This is a genomic window from Hymenobacter sp. B1770, from assembly GCF_049896385.1.
Lineage (GTDB): Bacteria > Bacteroidota > Bacteroidia > Cytophagales > Hymenobacteraceae > Hymenobacter.
In genome coordinates this window covers 1-24,662 of record NZ_JAFCUF010000004.1, presented here as the reverse complement: position 1 = coordinate 24,662, position 24,662 = coordinate 1, and the positions used below count along the sequence as shown (strand labels likewise).

Sequence of the window (24,662 nt, the reverse complement as noted above, 5' to 3'; positions counted from 1 at the left end):
AAGGAGCAGGACCACAGCGGTCACTCCCTCAATCCCACATGCTGCATTCCTCATTCAAAATTACGCTTTATTCTCCTCCCGTGGCGTTCGAACCAGTCGCGCCCAGCTTAAACGTGATGGGCAAGCTGGTGAGAATGGGGTATTCAGGCTTCTTAAATTTCAGCAACCGAACCACGCGCAGGGCTTCTTCGCCAGTGCCGCCGCCTACTTGTTTCACCAGCTTGATGCCCTGCATGGTGCCGTCGGGGTTCAGAGTAAAGCTAACAATGCACTGCCCCTGGATGCGGTTACGCTTAGCCATGAGCGGATATTTCAACTCCTTGGCGATAAAGGCGTACATGGCCTCCTGGCCACCTTCATAGTATTCGGCTACGGGAATCACTTTGCCTGCCGAGGCAATGCCAGCGCCCGTTTCGCCTTTCGAAGTGGGAGTTGTTTGCGCCGCGGCCGGTGCCGCAGCCGCCAGCAGCAAGCCAAGGGCCAGCTGCGGAAAGGATGGTTTTTGTATCATCTTATGATTAAGGGCGGGAATAGAACAAAAATGATGCGCATAGAGCGCACGGCTATTGGCAATTTAAGGGCCAAATTACAAATTCGCATCCGGGCCTGCGACCCATTCCTTGTTAACTCCGGCAATGAATTCCAGTACTTCCTCGCGGCCCAGGGCCGACTCGGCTGAGGTCTGAAAGTAGCGGGGGAGCTCGTCCCAGATTTCGCTCATTTTTTGCAGGTAAGAAGTTACCAACGCTTTGGTTTGGGCCGTCGACTGCTTATCCGTTTTAGTGAATATCATCACAAACGGAATGCCTTCTTCGCCGAGCTTTTCCATGAATTCTAAGTCGGCGGGCTGCGGCGCGTGGCGCGAATCAATTAGTACGCACACGCACATCAGATTGGGGCGGTGACGCAAATAGAAATTAATCATGCGGGCCCACTCGGCCCGCGACGTTTTGCTCACCTTGGCGTAGCCATAGCCAGGCAAATCGACGAGATACCACTCGTCATTAATTATAAAATGATTAATGAGTTGGGTTTTACCGGGCGACGAAGACGTTTTGGCTAGGCCATTGCGGCCGGTGAGCATGTTGATGAGCGAAGACTTGCCAACGTTGGAACGGCCAATAAAGGCGTATTCGGGCAGGGTAGGGGCCGGGCACAGCTCCGCTCGTGAATTACTGGTTAGAAAGCGGGCATCACGAATAATCATTGATTGACAGGTAAAAATGCGATAAAGAAAGAGCTGCAAAATTACATCTTAAAATAAAGGGGCGTCTGAGTAAATAAAAACAGGCTTTTGATTGCTATTTCGTTGATGCCTCTATATTTGCGCGGCATGGCTGCTAATCTAGCGGGTCAGTGCTACTGCATTTATACGGTGTCGAATGGCTCAAAATTTGCTGAAAACCGCTTTTAGTAAGCAAAAAACCTATCTTTGCCCGTCAATATCCTGCTATTGATGCCAAACAGTATGAGGGGGCGGTCTTTTCCACACGGTTACCTTCTCTGTAAACGCGGATTAAAGCCTAACCCTACTGGAGTTTTTCAGTATAAGCCCAAAAAATAGCCCGCAGCCCTACCAAATCGCGGCGCGTTTCTCTTCAAAACCCTTCAGCATTTCTTTTTTTCAAACTTATCCTCCAATGGACAACTTATCCAGAAGGTTACTGCAAGCGTCGTGCGCCGTTGCCCTCACTGCCGCTATCGCCACTCCGGCTCAGGCGCAAAGCACGCGTAAGGACCTCAAGACCGGCAACAAGTTCTTCGAGCAGGAAAATTACCGCGCTGCGCTTCCTTATTACGAGAAAGTACTTGCCAAAGACCCGAACAACGCCAAAGCATTGTTCAACGCCGGTATTTCCTATATGTCGTTCGATAAGGAAAAGGCCAGCGACTACATCTACAAGGCGCAAAAACTGAAGCCGAAGGTTTCGAAGGACGTGGAGTACTGGCTGGGCCGGGTCGACCACCTCAACTACAACTTCGATGAGGCAGTAGCCCACTTCCAGGCCTACAACGCTACGCTGAAAAAGAACGACCAGCGCAAAGAGGAGATTGCTCAGCTGATGCAGCACAGCAAGAATGCCAAGGTGCAGTTCAACTCGCCAAAGGACATCTTCGTGAAGAACCTTGGCCCCACCATCAACACGCAGTTCTCGGAGCACAGCCCCGTAATCTCGTCGGATGACAAGACCCTGATTTTTACTTCGCGCGGTGAAAAAGTGACCGGTGCTACCGGCCAGCCCAGCGACAAGAAAAACAAGAGCATTGCCGCTGACGGTGAGTACTACGAAGACATCTTCGAAGCCAAGCGCGTTGATGACGAGAACTGGGAGCAGCCCCGCTCGCTGAGCGCTTCGCTCAACGGCCGTGGCCACGATGCTTCGACCCAACTGTTCGACAACGACACCAAGCTGTTGATGTATCGCAACGATAACAACGGCGACATCTTTGTAGCAGAAAGAGGCCCCAACGGTGACTGGACCGCTCCCAAGCCTTTGGGCAGCAACATCAACTCAAAGTCGTACGAAGGCGATGCCCACATTACGCAGGATGGTCTGACGCTTTACTTCTCAACCGGTCGTTATTCGGAAGACGGAACCCTCGACCTCTACGTGTCGACCCGTCCTTCCATTACGGCTGAATTTGGCCCGGCCAAGTCGTTGGGTGGTGCCATCAACACCAGGTACGACGACGACAGCCCATACCTGAGCCAGGACGGCAAGACGCTGTACTTCTCGTCGCGTGGCCATAACACCATGGGCGGCTACGACATTTTCAAGTCGGAGTACAACGCGGAAACCCGTCGTTGGGGGCAGGCCGAAAACCTCGGTTATCCCGTCAACACGCCGGATGATGATTCTTACTACCGCTTGAGCCCCGATGGCTCGTATGCTTACCTGAGCTCCTACCGCATCGGCGGCTACGGTGAAAAGGACATCTACACCATCAACTACATCAAGAACGCCATCATCAAAGGCAAGGTGTTCTCGTCGCGCGACAGCACCTCGGTTATCCCCGGCGTTGAGCTGGTGTTCAGCGGTGCCCAGGCCGACAAAACGGCTCTGAGCTTCCGCGACGTAACCAAGTTTGACGGCGGCTACCAAGTAGCTGTGCTTTCGGGCCGTACCTACCAGGTGGCAGTAAGCAAAGACGGTCAGAATATCGAAACCCAGGAGTTCGCCGTGCCCGTGTCGACGAATGATTCGACGACCATCACGAAGAACTTCTACGTGAACTACATCGATACGACGGCTAGAAATGCTTTCGCCAATATTTACTTCGACACCGACAAGTACCGTCTGCGTCCGGAGTCCATCAAGGAGTTGAACAACATCAGCAACGTCCTGAAGGCTAACCCCGGCATCAACATGTCGATTGAGGGCCACTGCGACTCGCGCAATACCGACGAGTACAACATGGTACTGGGCCAGAACCGCGCCGAGGCAGCTTACAACTACCTTAAGAAGCAGGGCATTGCCGAAACCCGCATGACCACGGTGAGCTACGGCGAGCGTCGTCCGGCCGCGCCGAACGATTCGCCTGAGAACATGCAGCTCAACCGTCGCGACGAGTTTAGGATTGTGCTGAAAGAAGGCGAAACCATGCCTACTCTGAACCCCACCACCACGGGCGCTACTGGCACGGGTGCTACCGGTACCGATGCTGGCACCCTTTCGGGCGCCGGTGCTTCACGCACTGCCGCTCCGCTGACCCCTGGCAAGAGCAAAGTGAAATTGGCCGACGGCACCAAGGTGAAAACCAAAGTGGACGAGGACTCGGATAAAGTGAAGGTTAAAACCAAGAGCCCCGAAGGCGATACCAAAACCAAAACCAAGGATGGTGAATTGGATGGCAAAGCCAAGGACGCCGATGGCAACAAGACCAAAATCAAGACCAAAGTTGACTAGTGGCTTTGGCCTCTAATAAGGGGAGCGGGCCGGGCAAATTGTCCGGCCCGCTTTTTTATGAGCTTTGCTGGGGCTGCATGGTGCATTTGTAGCCCGTTCAGCTAACAATACTCCCCGGTTGGGCGTTGGGGGAGAACAATTTTCTCGCTTCATTTCCGTTCTTTGCGCCCGCTCATGGCCGTAGTACCTTACAAAGACAATTCCGCCGATAAGAAATCGCAGGTTGCCCAGATGTTTAACTCCATCGCGGGCAAGTACGATTTCCTGAACCATTTCCTCAGTGCAGGCACCGACATCTATTGGCGGCGCAAAGCAGTGGACGAGTTGAAAGCTCTGCGTCCGGCGCGCATTCTGGACATTGCTACCGGCACTGCCGACTTCGCTATTGAAACGCTGCGCACAGCTGCGGCCGATGCCCATGTGACTGGCGTGGATATTTCGGAAGGAATGCTGGATGTGGGGCGGCGGAAACTGGCCGCCAAGGGCTTGGGCCACCGCATCCAGCTCGAGCTTGGCGATTCGGAGAACCTGCCTTTCAGTGATGGGGAGTTTGACGCCGTAACTGCTTCTTTTGGTGTGCGCAACTTTGCGCACCTGGAGGTAGGGCTGGCTGAGATGCTACGCGTGCTTCGGCCGGGTGGCAAGCTCGTTATCCTTGAATTCAGCAAGCCCACGGCGTTTCCGCTCAAGCAAGCTTATAATTTTTACTTCCGACGGGTGCTGCCAGTCTTTGGGAAATTGATTTCCAAAGACCAATCGGCTTATACCTACCTGCCTGCCTCCGTGCAGGCCTTTCCCGACGGCACCGACTTCCTGGCAATCCTGACCAAAGTCGGTTTTAAAGAACCTGCATGGCAACCACTCACATTCGGTATCAGCTCCATTTACACGGCGCACAAATAAAGCGCATGGCCCTGCTGGGCCTGTTGGGGCTGCTGGTGCCCACGGCTGCCATGGCGCAGCGCAAAGCCAGTTCCAAGGCCACCCGTGGTAAGGGGGGCACTGTGAAGTCCATCACCGTGAAAAACCTGCCGGCTTACGATGAGCGGTGGTTTCACCCGGGCATGTACATCGGCTTTTCGGGCTCGCGCTTTATCATTGAGCAGTCGCAGACCTATATCAATAATCAAAACATCACCGCCAATTCAGTGGTCAGCCCGAGCTTGGGGGTGGGGTTCATTGGCGATGCCCGGCTGGGCGCTCCGGAGTCGCCTTTTGTGCTGCGCTTTGCGCCGGGGGTTACTTTTCTGACGCGCCGCGTCGAGTTTCGGCCGCGGGGCTACCCAAATCCAGATTCTATTGTGACGCAGGAGGTAACATCCACGGTGATTCAGTTTCCGGTGCTGCTCAAGTACCAGTCGGACCGTCGGCGCAACAGCCGCGTGTACATGATTGCCGGTCTGAGCCCCAGCCTAACGGCCAGCAACCGCCGCAGCGACCCCTTGCGCAACCAACTCCGCGCTCTGGACAGCGACCTGACGGTGGAGTACGGCGTAGGGCTGGACTTATTCTATCCGCTTTTTAAACTGGCGCCGGAACTGCGCTTTTCGCACGGCTTGCGAAACCTATTGGTAGCTGGCGACAAAGACGTGTTTACCCGAAGCTTGCAGAGCATGAGCACCAACACGGTGACGCTGTACATAAATATTCAAAACTAGTTTGGGTGTTTGTAATCTTTTATTCGCTTAGAGTTTCTTTGGCGGAAGCATACGACGAGCAACCTGCAACTCACACCTGATACCAATGCGGACTGCATTTATAACCGGCGCTTCGTCGGGAATTGGACGCGCCACGGCAGTGGCCCTGGTCGGGGCCGGCTTTGAGCTGGTAGTGACCGGCCGGCGGCGCGAGCGGCTGGAAGCACTGGCAGCCGAATTGGCGCCGGTGCCGGTGCATGTGCTGGTATTTGACGTGCGCGACCGTGCGGCGGTGCAGGCGGCTGTAGCTACACTCCCGGCCGCGTTGCAGGCTCCCGATGTGCTGGTGAACAATGCGGGCGGTGCGCATGGGCTGGCACCCATTCAGACCGGCGATCCAGCCGACTGGGACCAGATGCTGGATGCCAACGTGCGGGGCTTGCTGAACATCACGCACGCGCTGCTCCCGGGCATGACGGCCCGGCAGACGGGGTTTATCCTGAACGTGGGCTCAATTGCGGGGCACGAAGCTTACGCCAATGGCAACGTGTATTGTGCCAGCAAAGCTGCGGTGGCCATGCTAACCAAGACCATGCGGCTGGACTTATTGCCTACCGGCGTGCGCGTAGCCGAAGTGAACCCAGGAGCGGTTGAGACGGAATTCTCGCGCGTGCGCTTCAAAGGCGACGAGGCGCGGGCCGCTAAAGTGTACGAAGGTTTTCAGCCGCTGCTCCCGGAGGACATAGCCGAAGTTATTGTGTTTATGGTCACCCGGCCACCACACGTAACCATTGCCGAAGTATTGGTGCTGGCTGGCGCGCAGGGGGCTGCCACTACCATTGTCAGGAAGTAGCAAAAGATGGCTGCCTGCATGAAAGGGTTGGCTCTTGTTACGGGTGGGTGGTGTCGGCAATGTCTTCCAACACGCGGCGGTTGAGCTCGTGCTTGCCCGCAAAGGTGACCAGTTGCGGTGTGGCCCCCAAACCTTGAAGCAGAGCTTGCTGCTGCGCTATTATCGTGTCAGAAAGGTATTCGTCTTCGGTGCCGACCACGAGTGTGAGGGGAAGGTTTTGGAGCAGGCGTGTGGCTACGGCAGGCTCCAGGTCTTCAGGGAAGCTGCCGGCCCACAGCACCAAGTGTGCAGGCCTTAAGTGGGCGCGGGTAAGCCAGCGGCTTACGGTAGCGGTGCCTTGCGAAAAGCCTAGAACAGTAACATGAACCTTGGGGGAACTGGCAGCCAGCACTTGACCGGCCAGTTGATTGAGGAAACCAATGTGGTCTTCGATTTCATGCAGGCGGTCGTCGCGGGTCATCCAACTGGCCCCGACTCGGCCGCCATTGCCGCTGAGGTAGAAGCGCGAGAGTCCTTCCGGTACAATAACTACAGTGTGGGGGTCGGCTTCAGTTAGGAAAGCAAAATGCCTGGAGAAATAAGCGGCCAACTGCCCATAGCCATGGCACACAAACCACACCCGGGTAGTGCTGGCCGATAGTTCGCCCAATTGATAGTAGCGAGCGGTGCGAGTTACGGCCAGGTGATGCTCGGTCATGCTGTTACGGAAGCTTAAAGGCGACTGAGGCTGCTCCATATTAAAAATTTGAGCGGTCTAAACAAGCGGGTTGCGAGGCCTCTTCAGCTCCCAGGCAAGTCGTCGGGCGAGAAGTTAAAGGGCATTAGCGCGGACAGGGAGTTGAAGCGCAGAATGGTACCGGTGCGGCTGGGCAGCAGCAGCGGAATGGCCTGGCCCTGGCGCGATTCGTATTCCAGCATTACCTGCCGGCAGGCGCCGCAGGGGAGGGCAGGTCCAAAATCGCCGTCGCTGGGGCGGGCGGCCACGGCCATGGCCACGATGGGGGCATGGTCGGGTTGGTTAGCGGCTAGGCCGAACAGCGCCGTGCGCTCGGCGCAAAGGCCGGAAGGATAGGCGGCGTTCTCCTGATTGGTGCCGCGGAAAATGGTGCCATCGGCCAACAGCAAGGCTGTGCCTACGTGGAAACCAGAATAGGGAGCATAAGCCTTGGCGGTAGCATCCCGGGCGGCTTGCCACGTAGTCTGCTCGGCGGCAGTAAGGTCGGTGGCAGAGTCCAGCTCTTCGTAGGCAATGAGCTGCTGGCGGGGAATTCGGGCCATGTAGTGCGGGTAAGGGGGCGGCGAAGATAAGATGCTGGCCGGAATGAGGGCTATGAAGAACATGATGCGCATTGAATTCCGGCCTGTTTCCGCATGGTAAGCTGCTTTGGCCTCGTTCAGCGTAGCGTAGGCGCCCTACTTTTGCCGCATGACTACCCGCTTGTTATTACTGGGCGCTGGGCGCTCTGCCTCGTCCCTGATTCAGTATCTACTGGGCCACGCGCCCACCGAAAAGTGGTTTTTGACCGTGGCCGATGCCAATCACGCGCACTTAGTGCCGGTGCTGGCGGCACATTCGGAATACGCCCGTGCCGTGCCCTTTGACTTGGAAAATGCTGTCTTGTTGGAAGAGCTGGTTGCGCAGGCCGATGTGGTGATTTCGATGCTGCCGGCCATGCTGCACCCTGTAGTGGCCCGCGTGTGCGTGCGGCACGGGCGACATTTGGCCACGGCAAGCTACGTCAGCCCTGAGATTTCAGCGCTGCACGATGAAGCTGTGGCGGCGGGCGTTACACTGCTCATGGAATGTGGCCTCGACCCGGGACTGGACCACATGTCGGCCATGCGAGCCATTGAGCATATCCGGCGCCGAGGTGGCCGAATTACGTCGTTTAAGTCGTATTGCGGCGGGTTATTGGCCCCAGCCGCCGAGGGCGACAATCCCTGGAAATACAAGTTTACCTGGAACCCGCGCAACGTGGTACTGGCCGGCCAAAGCACCGCCAAGTACTTGGAAAACGGTAATTCGCGCTTTATTCCCTATCAGCAGCTGTTCGCCCGCACCGAAACGCTGGCCTTGCCGGGCTACGGAGATTTCGAGGGCTACGCCAACCGCGACTCGCTTAGCTACCGCGCGCCGTATGGCCTCGATGACATTCCGACCATCTTGCGCGGCACCCTGCGGCGCCCTGGTTACTGTGCTGCCTGGCACGCCCTCGTGCGCCTGGGCCTTACCGATGACTCGGTGAACCTGGGCAACCCCGAAACCATGACGTGGGCAGAGCTGGTGGCAGCTTACTTGCCCTTGTCGCACGTTCCCAAACTCGACCTGTCGGTGCGCCTTGCCACCTACCTGGGCCTGGAGGCCACAGGCGAAGACATGGGCCGCCTCAACTGGCTGGGCTTATTTTCGGCGCGGCCCGTAGGCCGTGCCAATGCTACGCCTGCTCAACTACTCGAACGCCTGCTCAGCGAGAAATGGCAACTCCAGCCCCACGACCACGACCTGATTGTGATGCAGCACCTGTTCGAGTATGAGCTAAACGGAGCTGTGCACCGGCTTACTTCTTCGTTGGCCGTGCTGGGCGAGGATGCTATCCATACCGGCATGGCGAAAACCGTAGGCTTGCCGCTGGGCATGGCGGTGCGACGCCTGGCACGGGGCGAGGGCCGCAAACCCGGAGTGCTGCTGCCTATTGGGGCTGACCTCTACGACCCCATTCTTGATGAACTGGCGGCTGATTACGGCATTATTTTCAGCGAGGAAGAAACTGACGTCTAGTAAGGCAGGCAATAGCTATTCAGGTAGGTGCGTTGAGGTGGTATGACACAAGCACTATTCGCCTATTTGCTTATGCGTCGGCGGCTGATTGACCGGCTGCTGCTAGAAGTTGGCTGGGTGCGGCTGGGACTACTGGTGCCAATGCTGCTGGCGGCAGTAGGGCGGGTGGTGGTGCTGGCGGCAATCAGCCCTGAGTGGCAATGGGTCGTGCCGATGAGCGTGGCGCTGCTGCTGGCTTCGGCGCACAGGCAGCGGAGCGACTTGCAATTTCTGGCAATCAGCGCTTCGGCATACCGGTCATGGCTGGTGGTGGAATACCTGCTGTGGGCGATTCCGGTGGCGGTGGTACTGGCGCTGTTTCAGAGCTGGGGTGCCGCGGGGCTCACACTGTTGCTGGCTCCTGGGGTGGCCGTGTTGCCACCGGTGCGCGAGGCACTGGGCACACGAAATAAACCCCAAAGCTGGTTTCGAAGTGAGGCGTTTGAGTGGGTGAGTGGCATGCGCGCAGGAGGGTGGGCGTGGCTGGTACTCCTTGCGGGCGCTGTGTGGCAACACGCCTCGCCGCTTGGACCGGTGCTGGCACTGGTGGGGTGGTTTTTGGTGGTGCTGACTTGCTATGGCGTGCCTGAGCCGACAACCATGCTAGTGCTGGCAGCGCGCTCAGCGAGTCAGTTTTTGGGGCATCGGCTGGTACTGGGGCTGGGGTATGGAGGGCTCACGGCGGCTCCTTTTTGGTGGCTGCTGGCGGTGGGCCCGGCCGGCATAGGCGGGGCCGTGGCGGTGGCCGTGGTCTGGCTGGGATTGGTAGGATTAATGATTTTGACGAAATATGCTTTCTATTCCAACGCCATGCACATTCGCATCACCCAAGCGCTGGTGGTGGGAGTAATCCTGGCCCTGCCAGGAAACCCGGTGTATCCGGTGCTGCTGCTGGTAGCGGCCGTAGGGCTGATTTGGCAGAGCCAGCATCGCCTGCGAACCGTACTGGGCCATTAATAAATTTGCTGATGCTTGAAGTTAGAAACCTCCGCAAGGCCTACGGCAGCCACGTTGTGCTGCACGACGTGAGCCTGACCCTGCGACCCGGGACCATTCACGGCTTGGTGGGGGCCAACGGCGCCGGCAAAACAACCTTGCTAAACTGTCTTTACGGCCTGGAGACCGGCTTCTCGGGCGAGGTGCATGGCCCTGCCGGCCGGCCGTTGCGGGAGCACACTGGCTTGTTGCCCTACCAACCCTACTTCTACCCCCGTCTCACCGGGCGGGAGTATCTGGAATTTTGCATGCAGGCCCGGGGCCGGCGCATCACCGATTTTGCGGGCTGGAACCGCCTACTGGAAAAGCCCTTAGACCAATATGCCGATGAATACTCAGCCGGAATGCGCAAAAAGTTGGCCCTGCTGGCCCTGTTGGTGCAGCATTTCGACTACCTGATTCTCGATGAGCCTTTCAACGGCTTGGACTTAGAAGCTAACCTGCTGCTCAAAGAAATACTATGCCGACTGCGTGACTGGGGCACCGGCATTCTGCTGACCTCCCACATTCTGGGCACCCTCACCGAAACCGCCGATGAAATAACGGTGCTAGTGGACGGGCGCGTGCAGCGCCACTACCAGGAGGCCGAGTTCAGAACGCTGGAAAGTGACTTGCTCAATAGCCTGCACCATGGAAAGCTAGCCTTGCTAGATTCGTTGGTTTGAGACTGTCGGCATACGCTATCCATTATTACCCAAGCCCCTAAAGGGCAAGGTAGAATCCCGACAGCAAAGCCCGGAAGGCATCTGAATAGGCTGGTCCCGCATCCGCGTGAATTGTTAATTCTTGTTCTTCAAAACCCGAACCCGAACCTGTGTGCAAGAACCGACTGATGTGCCTGGTGGGGCGTCCGCCCGGGCGGTGCCGCACCGTCAGACGCTCGGCCAGATACAGGCCCACGTGCTGGGCCGCTGTTTCAAAGTGAAGCATCTCGGGAGGCGGCAGCAGTACGGTTAAAGCCCCTGTCGGCAGCAGAAACCGGGAGGCAAAGCCTGCCAGCTCCCCAAACGACAGGGAACTGGCGCTGACGTGCCGGGCGGTGCTGCGCGCGGCGTTGGCCGAGGGCAACGACTGCCGGAAAAACGGTGGATTGCAAACAATGTGGCTGTAAGGGGCCGGCGTGGAAGCTGCAAAGTCGGCCAGGCTGGCGGCTCTTATCCGGATGCGGTCGGCCCACGGGCTGGCGGCGGCGTTGCGGGCAGCCTGTGCGGCTGCAGCTTCGTCAATCTCCAAGGCTTCGATTTGGACGGTGGGGTGGCGTTGGGCGGCCATCAGGGCCAGTAGCCCGGTGCCGGTGCCCACATCCAGCAGCCGGGTGGCGTCCGTGAGCGTAGCTGCTGCGCCCAGTAGGCAGGCGTCGGTGCTCACCTTCATGGCGCAGCTGCCTTGCTCAATGCGAAACTGCTGGAATTGGAAATAATCGTTGGGCATGCCGCAGTTAGAGGAGCGACGCCTTGGCGATGGCCTCGTAGCCTTCGTCAATGAGCAAGCCCTTGCCTAGCGCGCTTTGCACGGCAAGCACATCGCAGCGCTCGTTTTCAGCGTGCCCGGCGTGCCCTTTTATCCAGTGAAAGCTCACTTTGCGCTGGCGGTAAACCTTCAGAAAGCGCCGCCACAGGTCCTCGTTTGCTTTTTTGCCAAAGTCTGGTTTCTTCTCCCAGCCAAACACCCACTTTTTCTCCACGGCGTCCACCACGTACTTCGAGTCGGATACGACCCGGATGGGCAGGTCGGGGCGGTTCACTGCTTCGAGGCCCACAATGACGGCCAGCAACTCCATGCGGTTGTTCGTGGTGAGGCGGAAGCCTTGGGTCAGCTCCTTCTCGTGGGGCCCGTAGCGCAGTATGGCCCCGTACCCGCCAGGGCCAGGGTTGCCGCGGGCCGACCCGTCGGTGAATAATTGAATCATGGGGTGAAATTTTAGTTGGGAAGCGTGCTCGAAGCACGTCAAACTCCCCTCCTTACCAAGGAGGGGACGTTAAGCCGCTAGGCTGAACGGGGGTGGTTGTGAGCGTTGCACGACTGGGTTCGGGTCGGGCTGACGATATTGTTCGGGTATCGTTCAACGAATCCAACCACCCCCGTTGTCGCTGCGCAACAACATCCCCCCTTATCCAAGGAGGGGAGTTTGACGTTCTCTTGTTGCGTTAAGCGGGGAATTCCTTGGCGAAAAACTGAACCAAGGCCTCAAAAGCGGCGTCGGGCACGGCGGGGAAATTGGCGATGCGCACGGTGTTGTTTTTCAGCGGACCGTAGCCGCTGCCCAGGTGCAGGCCTACTTCCAGGGCCTTGCGTTTGATTTCTTCGATGATGGCAGCGTCACCCTTTAGGCCGATAACCGTAGTGGAGCGGGTTTCGGGATTTGTAATGAGGGGCTGCAGCGGTGTGGCCTGCTCAAAGAAGTCGTAGAGCTTCTGAGCGCGGTCGGCGAGGTGCTGGTGTACCGTTTTGATGGGCTCCCGTTCAGCCAGAACCCGGCTGAGCAGGTAAATGCCGAGGACGTTGGGTGTGTAGTTGGTTTGGAAGTTGAGCATCTGGCTCAACATGGCGGGCAGGGCGTTGTAGTGCGCCCGGTCGTTCACGAGGCGAGCCTGGGCCACGGCTCGCGTCGAGAGCACCAGCAAGCCCAGGCCAGCGGGCAGGCCAAAGCACTTCTGCACCGAGCCAAACCAGACATCGGCCTTGATGTACTTGAGATTGAGGCCGCCGAGGCTGCTGGTAGCATCTACAGCCAGCAAGGCGCCGCCGAGGCGGTTGAACAGATTCAGGATGAAGCCTTCGCGCAGCTGGGTGGCGGTGCTGGTTTCGTTTTGGGTAATGCACACCATGTCGGTGTCTTCGGCCGAAAAGGGCAGGGCCCCAATGTCGGGCAGCTCATCGAGGCCGAAGGACATGCCGCTGCTGGCGGGCCGCAGGGCCTTGGCATACTTCAGCCACTTCTCACCGAAGTCTCCGTTGTAGAGGTGGAAGCTGCGCCGGGGAGTGAGGCTTTGCGCCAGCACTTCCCAGCACTCGGTGGCCGAGCTGGTAAACAGAACGGTGTAGTCCTGCGGGATATTCAGCTTGGCCTTAACGTCGGCCACGGTTTGGCGCACCAGGCTGGTTACTTTTTCGCTACGGTGGGGGGCCGAGAGCCAGCCCTCGTCAAAAGCATCGGTCAGGTATTGGCGAACGGCGGGATATACGGCCGAAGGCCCGGGGTTGAAAGTGAAAGGCTGAACCACGGATTGCACGGATTTTTCGGGTTGAGGGAACGTAGGGGCGCGGCGTGGGCCCGGGGCTGTAACGAATACACTACTGCGTGTATTGGCTGTGGCCGTGGGGCGGGGCGCCCAAAACGGGGGAGGTAGACGGAGAATCGTCCACGGGCGCAAAGTTCGGCGCGAAATCGTCCGTATCCGAAGGAGGACAACGCAAAAATCCGGGCCTTTTCCAAAATCCGCCGAGGCGCAGGCTTACACCCGAAACCCGACCCGCTTGGGCTGCTGGTTCAGAAACCACTGCACCGCCAGCCGGTAGCTTTCCAGCCCAAAGCCGCTGATGCTGCCCGCGCAGTGCCGCCCCAGCAGGCTTTTCTGCCGGAACTCCTCGCGGGCCGCTAAGTTGCTCAGGTGCACCTCCACCACCGGCGTCGCGATGCCGGCCACGGCATCGGCGAGGGCAATGCTGGTGTGAGTGTAGGCGCCGGCATTGAGCACGATGCCGTGATGGGTAAAGCCGACTTCGTGCAGCTTATCAAGGATTGCTCCTTCGTGGTTCGACTGAAAATGGCTGAGAGTGAGGTCAGGGAAAGCCGTCTCTAACTCGGGAAAAAAATCGTCGAACGAGCGGGTGCCATAGATGCCGGGTTCGCGGCGGCCCAGCAAGTTGAGGTTGGGGCCGTTGATAATGAGAATGTTCATTTAACAATTAACAGTGAGCAGTTTACAATGAACCGGAAAACGTACTTTGCGGCCCATGGAGCGTGGTGCTGGGCTTTACGAACGAATTGCCCCGACCTTTGCCGGTGCAAGCTACGCCGTTCGCCAATTAGCGCCACAAGCGGGGTAGATGTTCATTGCTAACTATCAAATGACATGACTTGGCCCCAGGCTATTCAGCAATTTCAGGGTTACCTCCGGCTCGAAAAGTCGCTTTCGCCCAACTCGGTAGAGGCGTATGTGCGTGACGTGACCAAGCTCCAGCAGTTTTTAATGATGGAGAAAGTGCACGCTGGCCCCACGCAGGTGACCACTGCCTTGCTGCGCGATTTTCTGGGCACCCTGCAGGGCTTGGGCCTCAGCGCCACTTCGCAGGCACGGACGCTATCAGGGCTCAAGGCCTTTTTCGACTTCCTCATCATGGAAGACCTGCTGAAGCTAGACCCCACCGACACCCTGGAGGCTCCCAAAACCGGCCGCCACCTTCCCGACACCCTCAGCTATCCCGAAATTGAAGAATTGCTGGCCGTCATCGACCTGAGCACCGACGAGGGCCTGCGGGCGCGTGCCCTGCTGGAAGTGATGTACTCGTCGGGCTTGCGGGTGAGTGAGCTGTGCGACCTGCGCCTTTCCAACATGTACGCCGAGCAAGGCTTTGTGAAAGTGGTGGGCAAGGGCAACAAAGAACGGTTGGTACCCATAGGCCGCGAAGCCTTAAAGCACCTCAACTTTTACCTCAGCGGAGTGCGCGGGCATCAGGACATCAAAAGCGGAGCCGAAGACGTGGTATTTCTTAGCCAGCGTGGGCGGCCCCTCTCGCGCATCACCGTTTTCACCACCTTAAAAAAACTGGCCGAGCAAGCGGGGTTGCGCAAAACTATTAGCCCCCACACCTTACGCCATTCCTTCGCCACGCACCTCATTGAGGGCGGAGCCGACCTGCGCGCCGTGCAGGAGATGCTGGGGCACGCCAGCATTACCACCACCGAAATTTACACTCACCTCGACCGGGATTACCTGCGTCAGGTAATTACCGAGTTTCATCCGCGGAGCTAGCAGTTGACCTGGGGTAGGAGGGGAGCTGGGGGTTCTTTGGCGTCAGCTTTTCATTTTCTGGCCCGCTGCCAGGTTTCAAGCCTGTATTGCTTAAATTTGGCCTTTATGCTTCTTTCGAATGGCAGATAATCGTTATAAAAACACTCCCGCCGGCCCTTCTGCCAACCGCCCTGCCGACTCCCGGCAGCCTCGGCGGAACGAGCCGCGCCCTGCGGGCAACCGCCCTGAGCCTGCTCCGGTCCGCCCGGAGTCCCGGCCCGAACCCCGGCCCGCTGCTACCAACGTACCCAAAGCTGCTCGGGTAGCGTCTGTGCCCAAGCCATCCCGCGCCCCGCGTGGGCCGCTACCCGGCGTAGGGAACCTGCTGGCTATCCTGCGCGACCGCCGCTTTCACCTATTCATCGGGTTTGGGTTGCTGCTGGCCAGCTTGTACCTCACCATTGCCTTCACTTCGTTCCTGTTCACGGGCCACGCCGACCAGAGTGTGGTAGCGGGCCTGGGCACTACCTCGCTCAAAGAGGCAGGGCATGAGTCGGGCAACTGGCTCGGGCTCCTGGGTGCTTGGGCGGCACAACTGTTTATTTACAAGCTCTTCGGTGTTGCCGCGTTTGCGCTGATTCCGGTAGTGTTCTTCCTGGGATATAAAATTGTGTTCCGCTCCGCCACCGGCTCAGTGAGCTACGTGCTGGCCCTGGGCCTGTTCACCATGGCATGGCTAAGCGTGCTGCTGGGCTACGTGGTAGTGACACTAGCCTCGCCCGGCGCCGACCCCGCGCTGGCCCACCGGCTCGATTTCCTGTGCGGCGGCGTTGGTTTTGAAGCAGCCTCTTGGCTTGATAGCCTCATTGGCTGGGGCACGGTGCTGCTGCTGGCCTTTGCTTTGATTTCGTTCGTGGTGTTCTTTTTCAATGTCACCAGCATCAACCTGGGCAGCTTCCGTCGCATGGGCGCTGAAGACGACGCCGAGGAAGACGCTGAGCTAGAAGCTGAAATTGCTGCCGAACAAGCCGCGGCTGCGGCCCCAGTGGTGGCTTCGGCTCCTGCCAAGGCCAAGCCCGTCGCCCAGGAATCGGCCGCTACGACAAGTGCTCGTACTTCGGCTGGCGGGGCAAAAGCTTCTGCGCCCGCCCTAGGCATCAACATAGATGAGCCCGAGGAAGAACTGACGTCTGCTCCGGCACCCGTCGAGTTTGAACCCGCGCCTCGGATAGGCGCCGGCGTAGCGTTGAGCGTGGCCAGCACCACCGCAGCACCGGCCGCCGCTTCTGTGGCAGCGGCTGTAGCAGTGCCTTTGGTGGCTACAGGCCCGGCCTTCTCCATTGAGATGCCCACCCCGGAAGTTGCGCCCAGTGTGCCGCTTTCTACCATTCCCACCCCGCTTTCGTTGGCCGATTTGGCCGACGGCGACCTGCCTGCTCCCACGCCAGCAGTGCCAGCGTCCGCCTTGCGCACGCTGGAAATCACCACCCCCGGCCGCGATGACCTGGACCCGAACGCCGGGGCCGACATTGCCGCCGTGGCCGACGAGGATGAGGACGCCGACGCCATGCCGCCCGGCAACTACGACCCTACCCTGGAGCTCTCGCGCTTCCAATTCCCAACCCTGGAGCTGCTCAACGACTACGGCATCGCCAAGGCCCAGGTGACCAAGGAGGAACTGGAGGCCAACAAGGACCGGATTGTGGAAACGCTGGGCCACTACGGCATCAGCATCGCCAGCATCAAGGCCACGATTGGGCCCACGGTCACACTCTATGAAATCGTGCCGGAAGCGGGCGTGCGCATCTCCAAAATTAAGGCCCTGGAAGACGACATCGCCCTGAGTCTGGCGGCGTTGGGCATCCGCATTATTGCCCCTATCCCGGGTAAGGGAACCATCGGCATCGAGGTGCCTAACACAAAGAAGGAGATGGTAAGCATCCGCTCGGTGCTGGGCTCGGAGAAATTTGCCAAGTCGGAAATGGACCTGCCTATTGCCTTTGGCCGCACCATTACTAACGAGGTATTCGTGGCCGACCTGGCTAAAATGCCCCACTTGCTCATGGCCGGTGCCACGGGCCAGGGAAAGTCGGTGGGTCTGAACGTGATTCTGGCTTCATTGCTCTACAAGCGCCACCCGGCCCAACTCAAATTTGTGCTCGTCGACCCTAAAAAGGTCGAATTGAGCATTTTCAACAAGATTGAGCGCCATTACTTGGCTAAGCTGCCCGACACCGACGAGGCCATCATCACCGACACGAAGAAGGTGGTCAATACCCTCAACTCGCTGTGCATGGAGATGGACCGGCGCTACGACCTGCTGAAGGAAGCCGGCTGCCGCAACCTGAAAGAGTACAACCACAAGTTCATCGAGCGCCGCCTCAACCCCAAGAAAGGCCACCGGTTCCTACCCTTCATCGTGTTGGTCATCGACGAGCTGGCCGACCTGATGATGACCGCCGGCAAAGAAGTGGAAACGCCCATTGCCCGCCTGGCGCAGCTGGCCCGGGCCATTGGCATCCACCTCATTGTGGCCACCCAGCGCCCCAGCGTAAACGTGATTACGGGTATTATCAAAGCCAACTTTCCCTGCCGCATCTCTTTTAAAGTGACCAGCAAAATCGACTCGCGCACCATTCTGGACACCGGCGGGGCCGACCAGCTCATCGGCCAGGGCGACATGCTCTTCTCGGCCGGTTCCGACCTGATTCGGGTACAGTGTGCCTTCATCGACACCCCTGAAGTGGACCGCGTCTGCGACTTTATTGGCGAGCAGCAAGGCTACTCCGACGCATATTTGCTGCCCGAAGTGGCTGGGGCCGACGGCGACGCCGGTAGTGGCAACGAAGAGATGGACCCCTCGGAGCGCGACACCATGTTTGAGGAAGCCGCCCGCTGCATTGTCCTCCACCAGCAGGGCAGCACCAGCCTGCTCCAGCGCAAGCTCAAGCTGGGCTACAACCGGGCCGGGCGCCTCATCGACCAGCTCCAGCACGCGGGCATCGTGGGTCCGTTCGAGGGCAGCAAGGCCCGCGACGTGCTCATTCCCGACGAGTACCAGTTGGAGCAGCTGCTGAACTCCATGAAGTAGCATACGCTGCAGCTTGCGACGATCTGGCCGAGTGACAGGGACTTGATTGGTTCAATGTCTGCTCTTGGCCAGCTCGTTGTCGATTACGGCTGCGGGCAATCCAAACTTTTTTTGGTTTTATTGTCCTTTAAGTAGCACTTTGGCCGGCCGTTTGTTTACTGAACCCGTATCAGGCCATCGAAGCGGTTAAAAACGCTTTCAGTTCTCCCTCATAAAATGAAAAAATCATTCTCCCTGTTGCTGTTCATGGCGACCATGGCGTTGCCCGCTGCTGCCCAACAGGACCCCAAAGCAGGCAAAATTCTGGACCAAATGAGTGCCAAATATCAGGCGCTAAACGCATTCCAAGCTGCTTTTACTCAAACCCTGGAGAACCCGGCGGCTAAGGTGAAACAAAATATTAGTGGTGATATTCTTGTAAGCGGACAGAAGTTTCGCTTAAAAATCAGCGGCCAGGAGGTTATCAACGACGGTAAGACTACCTGGACGTACCTAAAGAACGAAAATGAGGTGAATATCTCGGATTCTGACCCGGATTCGCAGGAAATGTCTCCTTCGCAGATTTACACCATGTACAAAAAGGGCTACAAGTATACCTATGTGCAGCAGGTGCAGGAAGGTGGCGAGGCCCTCGATGTGATTGAATTGGCCCCCGAAAACCGCCAGAATGACGTGTTTAAAGTGCGGTTGAAGGTGCGTAAGAAAGATTCCTCCGTGAAAAGCTGGCAGATGTTCAAAAAGAACGGCAACCAGTACACGTTCAATATCAAGAAATTCCAGCCCAATCCGCCCATCGATGCAAACACGTTTGCCTTCGACAAGGCCAAATACAAGGGTGTGAAGGTGGTAGACCTGCGCTAAACCCGCGGTTGAGTTATCAGTTACCAGACTTTCTTAAAAACGGCCCGCTTCGAAAGAGGTGGGCCGTTTTACATTTGTAGTCATGCACGAAGATTTTCTCCACTACATCTGGCAGCACCAGTATTTCGACAAGGCTGATTTACGCACTGCCGGGGGGGAGGAAATTCAGGTATTGCGCCCCGGCCACCGCAACGCCGATGCCGGCCCCGACTTTCTTAATGCCCGCTTGCGCCTGGGCGAAGTGGAGTGGAACGGGGCAGTAGAAATCCACCTGCGGGCTTCGGACTGGGCCCGGCACAACCACCAGACCGACCCCAAGTACGACCAGGTTATTTTGCACGTAGTGGGCAGCCACGATGCCGAAGTGCTCCGTACCAACGGCAGCCCGATTCCAACCCTGGCCTTGCAGCCCCGCCTAATGCCGGAGCTGCTGGGGCGCTACACCGCTTTGGTGGAAGCGCCTGCGGCTGCCCCGCTGCCCTGTGCGCCGTTGCTTGGCCTGGTGCCCGACATCACCAAAACAATGATGGCTGAGCAGGCCCTGCTTGAGCGAGTGGAGCGAAAAGCGGATGCGGTTATGGCTCTTCACCAGCACCTTGGCCAAGACTGGGAAGCCACCACTTACCACGCACTGATGGCGGCTTTCGGCTTTCAGAAAAACAGTGAGCCCCTGTCACGCCTTGCTAAAGCACTGCCATTAGCAGTGCTGCGCCGGCACCGGCACAACCCGCACCAACTGGAGGCGCTACTATTTGGACAGGCCGGTTTTCTCTTTGATAATGAGGAGACAATTGCCGATAGGTACATTCAGGACTTGAAGCAGGAGCACGAGTATTTGCGGCACAAATACAACTTGGGCGCTGCGGCACTGCAGGTTCACGAATGGAACTATCTTCGTTTACGCCCCGCCAATTTCCCTTCCGTGCGGCTAGGGCAGCTGGCGGGCCTGCTTCACGCACGCCCCACCTTGTTTGATGCCTTGCTGACGGCGCAAAGTGTGCCGGCTTTGGCCGAGTTTTTCCAGACTCCGGTGTCAAACTATTGGCGCACGCACTTCCGGCCCGGCCGCGCTGGTAAAGCGCCGGCCTTGGGCAAAAGCAGTATTTATTTGCTCATCACCAACGTAGTGGTACCCCTGCGAGTGGCTTATGCCCGCCACTTGGACCAGCCGGCCCTGGTCGAAAGCAGCGTCGCTTTGCTCAGCGAATTGCCTCCTGAGCACAACCAGTTCACCGATGTCTATGATGCCTTGGGCTTTGCTCACGGCAGCGCTGCAGATTCGCAGGGTTTGCTGGCTTTGCACAAGAACTACTGTGCCCCACGCCGCTGCCTGCACTGCGCTATCGGTAGCCGTTTGGTGCAGCAAACTCGCGTAGCCCGGTGAAGCTAGTACTGGCCATTTTTCTTAACGCCGGGCTATTGGCCCTGCTGCTGCCCTGGCTGGTTCGGCAGTGGCGATGGGCGGGCGCGGGCTGGTGGCGAGCCGTTTTTGGAGTAGGGCTGGCTCTGCGGATAGTGGTGGGGGTGGCCCGTAGCTGGACCCCAAAGCTGGATGCCCAATTCATGACGTATTTGGGCAGACAAGTCACCACAAGGCTATGGTCGGGCCTTGAGGAGGCCACAAGCCTGCTGTTTGGCTCCGTGAATGTGTTCCGGATAGTTCATGCCGACGGCACTGGCTATGATGCCGTATACCAGGGGTTATCTAACACTTGGTACTTAATCAAGCTTTTGGCATTGCTGAACCTAGCCTCACTCGAAACAGATTGGCTAAATGGACTGTATCTGAGCTTGTTCGCTTTTGTAGGGTGCTGGCAATTGGTGCGTACGCTGGCAGAGGTGCTACCAAACACGCCAAACGGGGCCGGGGTGGTGGCTTTTCTGTTATGGCCCTCGGTTTGGTTCTGGACTACTGGCATCAGTAAAGAAGCTGCTCTGCTTGGGAGTGGCGCCTGGCTTACAGCCCAAGTGCTGGACCTTCTTTACGGAAAGGTCCAAGACCAACCCCAAAGAGTCTGGAACCGCTTGGGCTGGGGGCTGCTGACAATAGGCCTCGCGTATTTACATTTTAAAATGCGCTACTTTTTTGCCGTGCCATTGCTTGGGGTACTGGCCGGGGTAGCTCTGGGGCATTGGCTGCAGCAGCTAGGGTTGGCACGTTACCGCTGGGTGCAAGCCGTGGTGTTGGCTACAGTATTGGGGCTGGGAATATGGCTAGCTCCTCAACTAAGTATGGGCTTTAGTGCCAATAAATTCACCAATCAGGTGATTAAGGTTTACACCTTCGAGGTTGCGCACTCAGCTGGGAAACCTCACTTCGAGTATCCGGACCTGCGGCCTACGCTCGAGAGTATGGTGGCACACGCCCCGCTTGCTGTGGCCAATGTGTTGACGAGACCTTGGCTCGGCGAGTCGAGGCAGCCAACCTACGTAGCTGCTGGGCTGGAAAACGCGGCAATTTTAAGCCTGCTTGCCCTCGCGCTAGCGGCCGTAGCCCGTGGACGCGCCGGGCGACTTCCCTTTGGTTTGGGGTTGGGGCTGGTGGTTTTCTGCGTGATTCTAGCTTTTCTGATGGGACTCACTACTCCCAACCTAGGTTCGCTGAACCGTTATAAAAGTGGACTGCTGCCGTTTCTGCTTTTGGTGCTGCTGCAAAATGATTGCGCTGCCATGCTATTACGGCGGGTGGGGCTAGCCGGCCCGGCTAAAGGCAGATGTATGGTTGTTTAAGAGCCGTATAAATGGCTTGCCCGGCCGGTGGCGTAACTTTGCGGCTTGTTCCTATGTCGGCGGGGCCATCATGTCCCGCGCACGAACTTTGAATTGAAATTGCTTCTTATGGAAAATCCCGTCATCATCCTTGGTGCTCAAACGGTTGGCACAGCTGTGCTCGACGCCTTTTTGTCGAATGACATCGTGGTGTATTGCCTGCTCGACGACGACAAAACCCTGCAAGGCACCGAACTGCTCGACGTGCCCGTGATGGGTAACACTGACGACGGCGAACTGCTCAAACTACTCGGCAAGAAGTGCGAAGTTTTCGTGGCCACCGATGACACCGCGAGCCGTCGCAGCCTCACCCAGATGCTACGCAACGAGTACGAAGCTGTACCGGTCAATGCCATCCATCAGCGCGCCAGCGTGGCGGCGCACGCCACCCTCGGGCACGGCAACTACATCGGTCCTAACGCAGTTGTGGTAGGGACCGCCACCCTCGGCGATGGTTGCTTGGTAGGTGCAAATGCCGTAGTCGAAGCCCGCGCCACCGTTGGCAGCTTCGCCCAGATAGGCAGTGGTGCGCTGCTCGGGGCCGATGTTCAGGTGGGCGAGCTGGCCTTCATCGGAGCGGGAGCGGTGGTTGTGGCCGGCGTTAAAATTGGCGACAAAGCCCGTGTTGGGGCAGGCTCGGTGGTGGTGGCCGATGTCCCCAGTGGCCAAACTGTTTTTGGAAACCCTGCGGTGAAAGTCTAGGGGAATTATGAGTTATGAATTTTGAGTTAAGAATTTTCTTACGACAGCAAGAACAATTCAAGGCCCGCAATTCATGACTTATAATTTTTAATCATAACAATTTATGTACCAGGTTCTTCTCTATTACTGCTATACGCCCCTCGAAAATCCGGAGCAGTTCCGGGAGGAGCACCATCGCTTTTGCCTGGAGCTGGATTTGCGCGGGCGCATCATTGTGGCTGCCGAAGGGTTGAACGGCACGGTGTCGGGCACTGTGGAGAGCTGCGCGCGCTACATGGCGGCCGTGAAGGCGGACCGGCGCTTTGCCGCGCTTGAGTTTAAGATTGACGACGTGCCTGCCCATACTTTCCAGAAGCTGCACGTGCGGGTGAAGCCCGAAATTGTGCACAGTAGCTTGCGCCACGTGCGCCCGCACGAGAAAACCGGCCAACACTTATCGCCCGAGGAATTCAAGGCCTTGAAAGACCGCGACGACGTGGTAGTGGTGGATGTGCGCTCGGACTATGAATACAACCTGGGCCGCTTCAAAAACGCCGTCACGCTGGACATAGAGAACTTTCGCGACTTCCCCGAGCGGGTCGAGCTACTCAAGGAGTTTAAAGACAAGAAGATTTTGACGTACTGCACCGGCGGGGTGAAATGCGAGAAAGCCAGCGCTTTCCTGCTCGAGCAGGGCTTTGAAAACGTGTACCAACTCCACGGTGGCATCATTAAGTATGGCATCGAAGCGGGCGGCGAAGATTTTGATGGCCAGTGCTACGTGTTCGATAACCGAGTGGCCGTGGACGTCAACCGAGTAAACCCCACCGTCATTTCCCGGTGCCAGCATTGCCAAGGGCCCAGCAACCGCCTCGTGAACTGTGCCAACCCGCACTGCAACGCCCACCTGCCGCTCTGCGAGGCCTGTGGTGAGCAACTGCAGGGCGCCTGTTCCGAAGCCTGCGCCGCACACCCCGACAAACGCCCTTACGATGGCACTGGCGCTTATCCCAAGGTTAGCAATCACTATAACCCTGCTCAGGGCTTAGCCTCGTATAAGGCGTAAAGCACGAGCTGTAGTGGCATTAAAGCTACATAGGCGCTACTGGCTTTATATGCTTTCATTCTTCTCCGTTGCTCCATTTGGAGTATCTGTTCTCTCATCATGATTCCTTCTTCCGAACTCATTCTCAATCCCGACGGCAGCATCTACCACCTCAACTTGATGCCTGACCACCTCTCCGATACCATTATCACCGTGGGCGACCCCGCCCGGGTGGCGCAGATAAGCCGGCACTTCGATTCAGTGGAGTTTGAGACCACCCACCGCGAGTTTGTGACGCATGTGGGCTACTTCCGCGGCAAACGCCTGGCGGTGATAAGCACGGGCATGGGCACCGACAACATCGACATCGTGATGAACGAGCTGGATGCCCTCGTGAACATTGACTTTGTATCGCGGACCGTGCGGCCGGTCGAAGAGCGCATGAGCCTGCGCATCATCCGGCTGGGCACCAGCGGCAGCCTGCAGGCCGATGTACCCGTTGGGTCAATGCTGGCCACCGAGCACGCCGTGGGCCTCGACAGCCTGATGCAGTTTTACCCGTTGGTAGAGACTGGCCTCGAAACTGAGATTGCTACCGAGCTTCAGCAAACCCTTCAGTTGCCCTTCGCGCCGTATGTGGTGCGGGGCTCCGACCTGCTACGCGAGCAGCTGGGCGCTGGCATGGTGATGGGCAATACCCTCACTTGCCCTGGCTTTTATGGCCCCCAGGGCCGCGTGTTGCGCCTCGACCTACGGCAGCCCGACTACATTTCGCGCCTGCAAAACTTCCGCCACCAGAGCGCGGAGGGGGAGTTCCGCCTCACCAACTTCGAGATGGAAACCGCGGGGTACTATTCTTTGGGCCGCCTGTTGGGGCACGAGGTGCTCTCCTTAAATGCCATTGTGGCCAACCGGGCCACTGGGGAATTTACCGAAAACGCCAGTGCAGTAGTCGATGCCATGATTGAGCGTACGCTGCTGCGCCTTGCAGTTCAATAAATAAGAAAACGCAAAAGCCGGGCTTCAGCAGCGTAGCTGCTGAAGCCCG

Annotated in this window: 23 protein-coding genes; 15 read left to right on the top strand and 8 right to left on the bottom strand. The window is 57.9% G+C overall.

Annotated features, from left to right (window positions below; translation table 11 throughout):
- Window positions 1-67: 67 nt before the first annotated feature.
- Both ACP7AJ_RS09330 and yihA read right to left on the bottom strand, forming a co-directional pair.
- A complete protein-coding gene (locus ACP7AJ_RS09330; protein WP_426059930.1) occupies window positions 68-511 on the bottom strand; it encodes an energy transducer TonB in 444 nt (147 codons plus the stop codon).
- Window positions 512-586: 75 nt separating this feature from the next.
- The gene (yihA, locus tag ACP7AJ_RS09325; protein WP_426059929.1) at window positions 587-1,207 is read right to left on the bottom strand and encodes a ribosome biogenesis GTP-binding protein YihA/YsxC; all 621 of its coding nucleotides are present in this window, start codon (window positions 1,205-1,207) and stop codon (window positions 587-589) included.
- A 433-nt stretch (window positions 1,208-1,640) separates the two neighbouring features.
- Here yihA and ACP7AJ_RS09320 point away from each other — a divergent pair, with 433 nt between their 5' ends.
- From ACP7AJ_RS09320 to ACP7AJ_RS09305, 4 genes are all read left to right on the top strand, one after another.
- Window positions 1,641-3,908 (top strand): OmpA family protein, encoded by a 2,268-nt coding sequence (locus ACP7AJ_RS09320; protein ID WP_426059928.1) that lies wholly within the window; start codon window positions 1,641-1,643, stop codon window positions 3,906-3,908.
- Between the two features lie 174 nt (window positions 3,909-4,082).
- Window positions 4,083-4,811 (top strand): bifunctional demethylmenaquinone methyltransferase/2-methoxy-6-polyprenyl-1,4-benzoquinol methylase UbiE, encoded by a 729-nt coding sequence (gene ubiE, locus ACP7AJ_RS09315; RefSeq protein WP_426059927.1) that lies wholly within the window; start codon window positions 4,083-4,085, stop codon window positions 4,809-4,811.
- Window positions 4,760-5,566, top strand: a complete 807-nt coding sequence (locus tag ACP7AJ_RS09310) for a porin family protein (protein WP_426059926.1) — start codon at window positions 4,760-4,762, stop codon at window positions 5,564-5,566. The genes ubiE and ACP7AJ_RS09310 overlap by 52 nt, the downstream gene beginning before the upstream one ends.
- Before the next feature lie 85 nt (window positions 5,567-5,651).
- Complete coding sequence (locus tag ACP7AJ_RS09305; protein WP_426059925.1) at window positions 5,652-6,398, top strand: SDR family NAD(P)-dependent oxidoreductase; 747 nt, start codon at window positions 5,652-5,654, stop codon at window positions 6,396-6,398.
- A 37-nt stretch (window positions 6,399-6,435) separates the two neighbouring features.
- Here the strand turns inward: ACP7AJ_RS09305 and ACP7AJ_RS09300 are convergent, their stop codons facing one another.
- Both ACP7AJ_RS09300 and ACP7AJ_RS09295 read right to left on the bottom strand, forming a co-directional pair.
- Window positions 6,436-7,095 (bottom strand): alpha/beta hydrolase, encoded by a 660-nt coding sequence (locus tag ACP7AJ_RS09300; RefSeq protein WP_426059924.1) that lies wholly within the window; start codon window positions 7,093-7,095, stop codon window positions 6,436-6,438.
- Between the two features lie 83 nt (window positions 7,096-7,178).
- The gene (locus tag ACP7AJ_RS09295) at window positions 7,179-7,739 is read right to left on the bottom strand and encodes a cytidine deaminase (RefSeq protein WP_426059923.1); all 561 of its coding nucleotides are present in this window, start codon (window positions 7,737-7,739) and stop codon (window positions 7,179-7,181) included.
- Between the two features lie 85 nt (window positions 7,740-7,824).
- Here ACP7AJ_RS09295 and ACP7AJ_RS09290 point away from each other — a divergent pair, with 85 nt between their 5' ends.
- The 3 genes from ACP7AJ_RS09290 to ACP7AJ_RS09280 are packed head-to-tail and all read left to right on the top strand — an operon-like array spanning window position 7,825 to window position 10,877.
- Window positions 7,825-9,177: a saccharopine dehydrogenase family protein gene (locus ACP7AJ_RS09290; RefSeq protein ID WP_426059922.1), complete on the top strand. Its 1,353-nt coding sequence runs from the start codon at window positions 7,825-7,827 to the stop codon at window positions 9,175-9,177.
- A gap of 42 nt (window positions 9,178-9,219) precedes the next feature.
- On the top strand, window positions 9,220-10,173 hold the full coding sequence (locus tag ACP7AJ_RS09285) for a hypothetical protein (protein ID WP_426059921.1): 954 nt from the start codon (window positions 9,220-9,222) through the stop codon (window positions 10,171-10,173).
- Window positions 10,174-10,184: 11 nt separating this feature from the next.
- A complete protein-coding gene (locus tag ACP7AJ_RS09280; RefSeq protein WP_426059920.1) occupies window positions 10,185-10,877 on the top strand; it encodes an ATP-binding cassette domain-containing protein in 693 nt (230 codons plus the stop codon).
- Window positions 10,878-10,914: 37 nt separating this feature from the next.
- Here the strand turns inward: ACP7AJ_RS09280 and ACP7AJ_RS09275 are convergent, their stop codons facing one another.
- From ACP7AJ_RS09275 to aroQ, 4 genes are all read right to left on the bottom strand, one after another.
- Window positions 10,915-11,643, bottom strand: coding sequence for a tRNA1(Val) (adenine(37)-N6)-methyltransferase (locus tag ACP7AJ_RS09275; RefSeq protein ID WP_426059919.1), 729 nt, complete (start codon window positions 11,641-11,643; stop codon window positions 10,915-10,917).
- Between the two features lie 7 nt (window positions 11,644-11,650).
- Window positions 11,651-12,121, bottom strand: a complete 471-nt coding sequence (rnhA, locus tag ACP7AJ_RS09270; protein WP_092668465.1) for a ribonuclease HI — start codon at window positions 12,119-12,121, stop codon at window positions 11,651-11,653.
- A gap of 238 nt (window positions 12,122-12,359) precedes the next feature.
- Window positions 12,360-13,436, bottom strand: coding sequence for an aminotransferase class V-fold PLP-dependent enzyme (locus ACP7AJ_RS09265; RefSeq protein WP_426059918.1), 1,077 nt, complete (start codon window positions 13,434-13,436; stop codon window positions 12,360-12,362).
- Between the two features lie 231 nt (window positions 13,437-13,667).
- A complete protein-coding gene (gene aroQ, locus ACP7AJ_RS09260; RefSeq protein ID WP_092668469.1) occupies window positions 13,668-14,114 on the bottom strand; it encodes a type II 3-dehydroquinate dehydratase in 447 nt (148 codons plus the stop codon).
- Between the two features lie 174 nt (window positions 14,115-14,288).
- On the opposite strand from aroQ, the gene xerD reads away from it, so the two are divergent.
- From xerD to ACP7AJ_RS09220, 8 genes are all read left to right on the top strand, one after another.
- A complete protein-coding gene (gene xerD, locus ACP7AJ_RS09255) occupies window positions 14,289-15,188 on the top strand; it encodes a site-specific tyrosine recombinase XerD (protein ID WP_426059917.1) in 900 nt (299 codons plus the stop codon).
- A 118-nt stretch (window positions 15,189-15,306) separates the two neighbouring features.
- Entirely contained in the window at window positions 15,307-18,258 is a 2,952-nt protein-coding gene (locus ACP7AJ_RS09250; protein WP_426059916.1) for a DNA translocase FtsK 4TM domain-containing protein, read from the top strand.
- A 216-nt stretch (window positions 18,259-18,474) separates the two neighbouring features.
- Window positions 18,475-19,119 (top strand): LolA family protein, encoded by a 645-nt coding sequence (locus tag ACP7AJ_RS09245; protein WP_426059915.1) that lies wholly within the window; start codon window positions 18,475-18,477, stop codon window positions 19,117-19,119.
- 82 nt (window positions 19,120-19,201) lie between these two features.
- Complete coding sequence (locus tag ACP7AJ_RS09240) at window positions 19,202-20,503, top strand: DUF2851 family protein (protein WP_426059914.1); 1,302 nt, start codon at window positions 19,202-19,204, stop codon at window positions 20,501-20,503.
- 179 nt (window positions 20,504-20,682) lie between these two features.
- Window positions 20,683-21,849, top strand: coding sequence for a hypothetical protein (locus tag ACP7AJ_RS09235; RefSeq protein ID WP_426059913.1), 1,167 nt, complete (start codon window positions 20,683-20,685; stop codon window positions 21,847-21,849).
- 108 nt (window positions 21,850-21,957) lie between these two features.
- Complete coding sequence (locus ACP7AJ_RS09230) at window positions 21,958-22,590, top strand: NeuD/PglB/VioB family sugar acetyltransferase (protein WP_426059912.1); 633 nt, start codon at window positions 21,958-21,960, stop codon at window positions 22,588-22,590.
- Window positions 22,591-22,693: 103 nt separating this feature from the next.
- Entirely contained in the window at window positions 22,694-23,635 is a 942-nt protein-coding gene (locus tag ACP7AJ_RS09225; RefSeq protein WP_426059911.1) for a rhodanese-related sulfurtransferase, read from the top strand.
- A gap of 99 nt (window positions 23,636-23,734) precedes the next feature.
- Complete coding sequence (locus tag ACP7AJ_RS09220) at window positions 23,735-24,613, top strand: nucleoside phosphorylase (protein WP_426059910.1); 879 nt, start codon at window positions 23,735-23,737, stop codon at window positions 24,611-24,613.
- Window positions 24,614-24,662 lie beyond the last annotated feature (49 nt).

Coding starts and splice junctions, on each gene's coding strand:
- ACP7AJ_RS09330 (WP_426059930.1), bottom strand. CDS start 511: ATGATACAAAAACCATCCTTTCCGCAGCTGGCCCTTGGCTTGCTGCTG.
- yihA (WP_426059929.1), bottom strand. CDS start 1,207: ATGATTATTCGTGATGCCCGCTTTCTAACCAGTAATTCACGAGCGGAG.
- ACP7AJ_RS09320 (WP_426059928.1), top strand. CDS start 1,641: ATGGACAACTTATCCAGAAGGTTACTGCAAGCGTCGTGCGCCGTTGCC.
- ubiE (WP_426059927.1), top strand. CDS start 4,083: ATGGCCGTAGTACCTTACAAAGACAATTCCGCCGATAAGAAATCGCAG.
- ACP7AJ_RS09310 (WP_426059926.1), top strand. CDS start 4,760: ATGGCAACCACTCACATTCGGTATCAGCTCCATTTACACGGCGCACAA.
- ACP7AJ_RS09305 (WP_426059925.1), top strand. CDS start 5,652: ATGCGGACTGCATTTATAACCGGCGCTTCGTCGGGAATTGGACGCGCC.
- ACP7AJ_RS09300 (WP_426059924.1), bottom strand. CDS start 7,095: ATGACCGAGCATCACCTGGCCGTAACTCGCACCGCTCGCTACTATCAA.
- ACP7AJ_RS09295 (WP_426059923.1), bottom strand. CDS start 7,739: ATGTTCTTCATAGCCCTCATTCCGGCCAGCATCTTATCTTCGCCGCCC.
- ACP7AJ_RS09290 (WP_426059922.1), top strand. CDS start 7,825: ATGACTACCCGCTTGTTATTACTGGGCGCTGGGCGCTCTGCCTCGTCC.
- ACP7AJ_RS09285 (WP_426059921.1), top strand. CDS start 9,220: ATGACACAAGCACTATTCGCCTATTTGCTTATGCGTCGGCGGCTGATT.
- ACP7AJ_RS09280 (WP_426059920.1), top strand. CDS start 10,185: ATGCTTGAAGTTAGAAACCTCCGCAAGGCCTACGGCAGCCACGTTGTG.
- ACP7AJ_RS09275 (WP_426059919.1), bottom strand. CDS start 11,643: ATGCCCAACGATTATTTCCAATTCCAGCAGTTTCGCATTGAGCAAGGC.
- rnhA (WP_092668465.1), bottom strand. CDS start 12,121: ATGATTCAATTATTCACCGACGGGTCGGCCCGCGGCAACCCTGGCCCT.
- aroQ (WP_092668469.1), bottom strand. CDS start 14,114: ATGAACATTCTCATTATCAACGGCCCCAACCTCAACTTGCTGGGCCGC.
- xerD (WP_426059917.1), top strand. CDS start 14,289: ATGACTTGGCCCCAGGCTATTCAGCAATTTCAGGGTTACCTCCGGCTC.
- ACP7AJ_RS09250 (WP_426059916.1), top strand. CDS start 15,307: ATGGCAGATAATCGTTATAAAAACACTCCCGCCGGCCCTTCTGCCAAC.
- ACP7AJ_RS09245 (WP_426059915.1), top strand. CDS start 18,475: ATGAAAAAATCATTCTCCCTGTTGCTGTTCATGGCGACCATGGCGTTG.
- ACP7AJ_RS09240 (WP_426059914.1), top strand. CDS start 19,202: ATGCACGAAGATTTTCTCCACTACATCTGGCAGCACCAGTATTTCGAC.
- ACP7AJ_RS09235 (WP_426059913.1), top strand. CDS start 20,683: ATGACGTATTTGGGCAGACAAGTCACCACAAGGCTATGGTCGGGCCTT.
- ACP7AJ_RS09230 (WP_426059912.1), top strand. CDS start 21,958: ATGGAAAATCCCGTCATCATCCTTGGTGCTCAAACGGTTGGCACAGCT.
- ACP7AJ_RS09225 (WP_426059911.1), top strand. CDS start 22,694: ATGTACCAGGTTCTTCTCTATTACTGCTATACGCCCCTCGAAAATCCG.
- ACP7AJ_RS09220 (WP_426059910.1), top strand. CDS start 23,735: ATGATTCCTTCTTCCGAACTCATTCTCAATCCCGACGGCAGCATCTAC.